The sequence below is a fragment of the Pelovirga sp. genome (assembly GCF_059864205.1).
In genome coordinates this window covers 1-5,301 of record NZ_JCBCBS010000061.1, presented here as the reverse complement: position 1 = coordinate 5,301, position 5,301 = coordinate 1, and the positions used below count along the sequence as shown (strand labels likewise).

The window sequence follows — 5,301 nt, the reverse complement described above, 5'->3', positions numbered from 1 at the left end:
GTTGCTCACTCGCAATCCGGATAATCTTGAGTTGCGCAGAAAAATTCGCGAGGCAGAGGAACGCATAGATGAGGAATCTTCATCATTGGCGCAAGAATCAGCATCGTCTTCTCCCATAACGACTGATAATCGAGTCGATCTGGAAGAGCATGAGACAACAGAATCATGTGCCGAACAGACAACGGAACAGCCCGAACCATCATCCATCTCGATGAAATATGATGCCGCAATCAATCTGGACGACGCAGATTCGACAGCTGTATTCAACATGCAGGCTGAGGTTGAAGCTCATGAGATCACCGTAACGGCACTACACGAAATGCCCGTGGCAGAATCTGTTGTTTTTCAGGACTCTACGGAAATCATCAATACGTTGAACAGCTGGCTCAATAATATCCGCCTGAGGAGGGAACATGTTTGATGTTATTCTCGAAAGAATAGTAAATCAGTGTCCTGGTGGCCTCGGTGCGTTGATTATGGGCTTTGATGGGATCGGTATTGAAGAATACGTTGTCGCGACTGCTGATCTGGATTTAACCCTGGTTGGTATCGAATATTCTCATGTTATTAAAGAGATTCGTCACGCCAGCGAGATTCTTAAAGTTGGCAGTCTGCACGAAGTTTCCATAAAAACAGAACAATTTTATGTAATTATACAGACCCTTACGGATGAATATTTTGTTGCGCTGGTCATTGATAGAACGGGAAACTTTGGTAAAGGACGCTATTTGTTGCTGCGCGAATCCTTTGAACTGAAACAGATGTTGTCGTAACCCATGAAAATAGCCGTCATAAACGGGCCAAACCTGAACCTGTTGGGCACACGTGAACCACAGATTTATGGTGTGCAAACCCTCGATCAGATCATGGCGCAATTAGCGCAAGAGGCCCATTCGATCCAATGTGAACTGGTCGTATGTCAATCAAACCACGAGGGGGTGCTGATTGATCAGGTTCATGCTGTCCGCCGGCAGAATGTCTCCGGCATTATCATCAACCCCGGTGGTTATACCCACACCAGTATTGCCCTGCGCGATGCGCTCAGTGCTGTCAATTTGCCGGTTGTGGAAGTTCACTTGTCCAATATTCATGCCCGTGAGTCCTTTCGTCAGCATTCCTACGTGGCTGCCGTTGCCGTAGGTCAGATCTGTGGTTTTGGTGCTTATGGCTACAGTTTGGCGCTGCGAGCATTGTTGAATGAACTGCAGTGCAGGAGCAGCAGTGTCGGATAAAGATGCGTTTATTCAGCAATTGCTGGCAGCTGATCAACTCGATGGTATTCTGGTCTTTGATCGTGCTGATCTGCGTTATCTCTGCGGTTTTTCAGGTAGCGACGGCGTTTTATACCTTAGTGAACATTCCAGAATCTTTTTGACCGACTCACGCTATCTGGAGCAGGCACGGCAGCAGGTTGAGGCGGACGATATTCGCTGCTATAAAAGCAAATTGTCGGGGTTGGCTGATCTGATCGAAGAAGCCCGGGTACGACGTGTTGGTTTCGATGCCGCCGGCGTCACGGTGGCTCAGTTTGAAGAATTGCAACGTTTGTGTCCCCTTGCCGCATCTTTTGTCCCCCTGACGCAACGCTGGGAAACCTTGCGCTCTATCAAAAATTCTGACGAGTTGACGCAGTTAAAATATGCCGCTGATCTGAACTGTCAAGCTTTTGCTCAGGTTGTGCCACTTATTCGCCCTGGTATCACAGAACGCGATATTGCTCTGGAACTTGAATTTGCCTTAAAAAAACTTGGCGGAGAAACCAACGCTTTCGATTTTATTGTCGCATCCGGGGTGCGTGGGGCATTGCCTCATGGTGTTGCCAGTGATAAGGCCATCTGTGACGGCGAACTGGTAACGATTGATTTTGGCACCCGTTATCATGGCTATTATTCAGATGAAACCCTGACCGTTGCCGTTGGCGAGGTGGGCGGAAAGCTTCGACAAATTTTTGATATTGTGCTAGAAGCACATGATTCAGCTATTGCAGCGGCGAAGCCGGGAATGCGTGCCTGTGATCTTGATGCTGTAGCGCGAGATCTCATTGCCGGCAAAGGCTATGGTGATTTTTTTGGTCATGGCCTGGGTCATGGTGTCGGGCTTGAGGTCCACGAGTTCCCCCCTTTGACGGCAAAAAATGAAGCCATTTTGTCAGCAGGTATGGTTGTAACGATTGAGCCGGGTATATACCTGCCCGGTGTTGGTGGTGTGCGTATCGAAGATACAATAGTTATGAGCGAAACGGGTTGCGAGTGTTTAACTTCTATTCCCAAGCAGTTTCGCCAACTGCCTGGAACAGGTCCTAACTGAACTGATTTACTATAAATACTTAATGTCCGGGCGATAAACATATCGTCGTATGATGGAGGAATCACATGGAATTAAAAGATCTGAAAAGCCTGATCAAGTTGGTTACCGATACCGATATTACCGAATTCAACATGGAGAGCGCAGTCGGCAAGATTCACATCAAGCGCGGTCCTGACAAGGAAATTGTCTACACTTCGGCTCCCGTTGCGGCTGCCCCGGCGGTCGCTGCCCCAGCTCCGGTCGCGGCCCCTGCAGCAACTCCCGCCGGCGAAAAAGAAGTCAACAGCAAATATGAAGCGATCCCTTCGCCGATTGTCGGCACCTTCTACCGCAAACCGTCACCGGAAGCCGATGCCTTCTGTAAAATCGGTGATGTCGTTGAGGCCGGTCAGGTGCTTTGTCTGGTTGAGGCGATGAAGATGTTCAACGAAATTGAAGTTGAATTCAAATGCAAGATTATTGAAATCGTCAAGGACGATGCCACTCCTGTAGAGTATGGAGAGACCTTGTTTCTGGTCGAGCGCCTCTAATATTTGTGGTGAGCTCATGCAGCAACAACGACTCAACTTAAGGCAGGAGTGAAGACATATGTTTCATAAAATACTGATTGCCAATCGTGGGGAAATTGCCCTGCGGATTATCCGCGCATGTAAAGAGATGGGAATCAAAACCGTTGCCGTCCATTCAGTAGCTGACCACGAGGCGTTACATGTGAGTCTGGCCGACGAAAGTATCTGCATCGGGGCAACGCCTAGTGCGTTGAGCTATCTCAACATGAAAGCCATTATCAGCGCGGCAGAGATTGCCGATGCCGATGCGATCCATCCGGGCTATGGCTTTTTATCGGAAAATGCTGAATTTGCAGAGATCTGTGAAGAGTGTGGCATTAGCTTTATCGGGCCTTCAGCGGAAAGTATGCGCCTGATGGGGGACAAGATCAGCGCCCGCAAGACCGTTACTGCCGCTGGTGTGCCGATTCTGCCCGGTACCAACAAGAGCATTGAAAGCACCAAAGAAGCGCAGCAGATTGCTGAAGAAATCGGTTTTCCGGTGATTATCAAAGCCTCTGCCGGTGGCGGTGGGCGCGGCATGAAAATCGTCCATTCCCCGGCTTCCCTGGCCAATGCGCTGGCGCAGGCACGCTCGGAAGCGCAGGCCGGTTTTGGTCGGGCCGATGTGTATATCGAGAAATTCTGCGAGCATCCACGTCATGTCGAGATCCAGATCCTTGGCGACAAGCACGGCAACGTTATTCATCTGGGCGAGCGTGATTGTTCCATCCAGCGTCGCCATCAAAAACTGATAGAAGAAGCCCCTTGTCCAGTGATCACTCCGGAATTGCGTGAAGAGATGGGCTCCTGTGCGGTGGCTGCGGCCAAGGCGGCTGGATATTCCAGTGCCGGTACGGTGGAGTACCTGCTTGATACCGACGGTAAGTTCTACTTCATGGAAATGAACACCCGCGTTCAGGTTGAGCATCCAGTGACGGAAATGGTCACCGGTGTCGATATCATCAAGGAACAGATTCGTTCAGCGGCCGGTATCCCGCTGCGCTATAAACAGGAAGATATTGTCATTCGCGGCCATGCCATCGAATGTCGCATCAATGCGGAAGACCCGGAAAAATTCACTCCCTTCCCCGGTAAGATCACTGGCTATCATACTCCTGGTGGTATGGGGGTACGCATTGAGAGCGCCATGTACGACCAATACACGGTGTTGCCCCACTATGACTCGATGATCGGCAAATTGATTGTTCATGCCGAGAACCGTGAGGAGGCGATCAAGCGCATGAGTATGGCCCTTGACGAGTATATTATCGAGGGGATCAAAACCACCATTCCCTTCCATAAGAAAATGATGGTCAATAAAGATTTTATCGACGGCAATTTTGATACGAACTTTCTGGAACGCACCAAGATTTAACGCAGCGACAATGACAGGTAACCGGGCAGGGCAGGAAGCAAACTCCTGTCCTGTTTTTTTGGGGATAGTATGATGGAACGGTCTGCCGCGCTACTGACACTTGGGTATATCAGCTACCTGAACTGCGTGCCTTTTTTTGGAAGGCTAAAAGAACAGGGGTTTAACGGCAAACTGGTGCCTGGGGTACCCTCCGCCCTCAATCGCATGCTGCAACAGGGGGAGATTGATGCCAGTCCCTCGTCCTCCTTTGAGTACGCCCGCAATTGGCGCGACTATCTGTTGCTGCCCGGGCACTCTATTTCCTCTGTCGGTAGTATCGCCAGTGTCCTCTTGTTCTCACCGGTGAGTCCTGACCGACTCGGTGGCGTTGAGATTGCCCTGACCGGCGAATCGGCCACCTCCATCAATCTGCTGGAAATTCTGCTGCGTGATTATTACGGATTAAGCGCAGTTGTTACGACTGTTCTAGGGACATCGGTAGAAGAACTGGTCAGCAAGGGAAAACCCGCTCTGTTGATTGGTGATCGGGCCCTCAAACTCTCCGCAGCTGTCCCTCCAGGGGTTGGGGTTTACGATCTTGGAAAGTTGTGGCATCAGCACACGGGACTTCCCTTTGTTTTTGCCCTGTGGATGATTCGTAAGGATGTCGTACAGCGGCATGCTGCAGCTCTGGGTCAACTTGGAGAGCAATTATTGAAATCCCGTGAAGCAGTAATGCAGCACCCGCAAATGTTTGCCGAGGCAGCCGCTCAGCACACTGTCATGACCCCTGAGCAGATTATTAGTTATTGGCAGACGATCAGTTATGTGCTTGACATTGAACACATCAAGGGTCTGGAATTATTCACTAAACGCTGCTTCAAACATGGACTGCTTAGAGAAAACCCTCCATTGAATTTTATGAATTAATCGCTTGGATCTACGGGGTATGATGCTTTTGCAGTTGACAGTATCAGCGTAATCACTAAGATAGGTCACGCGCCCGGGTGGCGGAACTGGTAGACGCAAGGGACTTAAAATCCCTCGGGAGTAATCCTGTACGAGTTCGATTCTCGTCCCGGGCACCAT

Annotated in this window: 7 protein-coding genes and 1 tRNA gene; all 8 read left to right on the top strand. The window is 50.0% G+C overall.

The annotated features are described in order from the left end of the window. On the top strand, positions 1-421 hold a 421-nt coding region (locus tag AC6F7T_RS03540; protein ID WP_500716598.1), incomplete at its 5' end, for a hypothetical protein. Then, entirely contained in the window at positions 414-773 is a 360-nt protein-coding gene (locus tag AC6F7T_RS03535; RefSeq protein ID WP_500716597.1) for a roadblock/LC7 domain-containing protein, read from the top strand. The genes AC6F7T_RS03540 and AC6F7T_RS03535, both read left to right, overlap by 8 nt. A 3-nt stretch (positions 774-776) precedes the next feature. Beyond that, positions 777-1,232, top strand: coding sequence for a type II 3-dehydroquinate dehydratase (gene aroQ, locus AC6F7T_RS03530; RefSeq protein ID WP_500716596.1), 456 nt, complete (start codon positions 777-779; stop codon positions 1,230-1,232). Further along, entirely contained in the window at positions 1,222-2,307 is a 1,086-nt protein-coding gene (locus AC6F7T_RS03525; protein WP_500716595.1) for a M24 family metallopeptidase, read from the top strand. Before aroQ ends, AC6F7T_RS03525 begins: the two co-directional genes overlap by 11 nt. A 65-nt stretch (positions 2,308-2,372) precedes the next feature. After that, entirely contained in the window at positions 2,373-2,837 is a 465-nt protein-coding gene (accB, locus tag AC6F7T_RS03520) for an acetyl-CoA carboxylase biotin carboxyl carrier protein (RefSeq protein WP_500716594.1), read from the top strand. Between the two features lie 58 nt (positions 2,838-2,895). Next, positions 2,896-4,233, top strand: coding sequence for an acetyl-CoA carboxylase biotin carboxylase subunit (accC, locus tag AC6F7T_RS03515; RefSeq protein ID WP_500716593.1), 1,338 nt, complete (start codon positions 2,896-2,898; stop codon positions 4,231-4,233). A 69-nt stretch (positions 4,234-4,302) separates the two neighbouring features. Further along, on the top strand, positions 4,303-5,142 hold the full coding sequence (locus AC6F7T_RS03510) for an MqnA/MqnD/SBP family protein (RefSeq protein ID WP_500716592.1): 840 nt from the start codon (positions 4,303-4,305) through the stop codon (positions 5,140-5,142). 71 nt (positions 5,143-5,213) lie between these two features. Continuing rightward, positions 5,214-5,300 (top strand) — tRNA-Leu (locus AC6F7T_RS03505). Position 5,301 lies beyond the last annotated feature (1 nt).

Coding starts and splice junctions, on each gene's coding strand:
- AC6F7T_RS03510 (WP_500716592.1), top strand. CDS start 4,303: ATGATGGAACGGTCTGCCGCGCTACTGACACTTGGGTATATCAGCTAC.
- accC (WP_500716593.1), top strand. CDS start 2,896: ATGTTTCATAAAATACTGATTGCCAATCGTGGGGAAATTGCCCTGCGG.
- aroQ (WP_500716596.1), top strand. CDS start 777: ATGAAAATAGCCGTCATAAACGGGCCAAACCTGAACCTGTTGGGCACA.
- AC6F7T_RS03535 (WP_500716597.1), top strand. CDS start 414: ATGTTTGATGTTATTCTCGAAAGAATAGTAAATCAGTGTCCTGGTGGC.
- accB (WP_500716594.1), top strand. CDS start 2,373: ATGGAATTAAAAGATCTGAAAAGCCTGATCAAGTTGGTTACCGATACC.